Origin of the sequence: Streptomyces sp. SID14478, assembly GCF_010548525.1 — a bacterium.
In the GTDB taxonomy this organism is placed as follows: Bacteria; Actinomycetota; Actinomycetes; order Streptomycetales; family Streptomycetaceae; genus Streptomyces.
In genome coordinates this window covers 1-292 of sequence record NZ_JAAGMG010001215.1, presented here as the reverse complement: position 1 = coordinate 292, position 292 = coordinate 1, and the positions used below count along the sequence as shown (strand labels likewise).

The 292-nt window shown below is 76.4% G+C and carries 1 protein-coding gene; it reads left to right on the top strand.

The window, feature by feature from the left end; all coding sequences use genetic code 11:
• Positions 1 to 292, top strand: a 292-nt coding sequence (locus G3I40_RS38720) for a glycerate kinase (protein WP_203645576.1), incomplete at both ends; no start/stop codon positions are given.

The following is a 292-nucleotide window of genomic DNA, read 5'->3' as shown; positions in this document are numbered from 1 at the left end:
CCACGCTGGCCTCCGCCGACCTGTCCGGCCTCGACCCGCGCCTGGCCGACGTGGAGATCGTCCTCGCCAGCGACGTCGACAACCCGCTCACCGGGCCCAAGGGCGCGCCCGCGGTCTACGGCCCGCAGAAGGGAGCGTCGCCCGAGGACGTGGCCGAACTCGATGCCGCGCTCGCTCATTTCGCGAAGGTGCTCGGCGAGTCCGTCGGCCCGCAGGCCCAGCAGTACGCCGAGTCGCCGGGCGCCGGCGCCGCGGGCGGCATCGGCTACGGGGCCCTGGTCGGCCTCGGCGC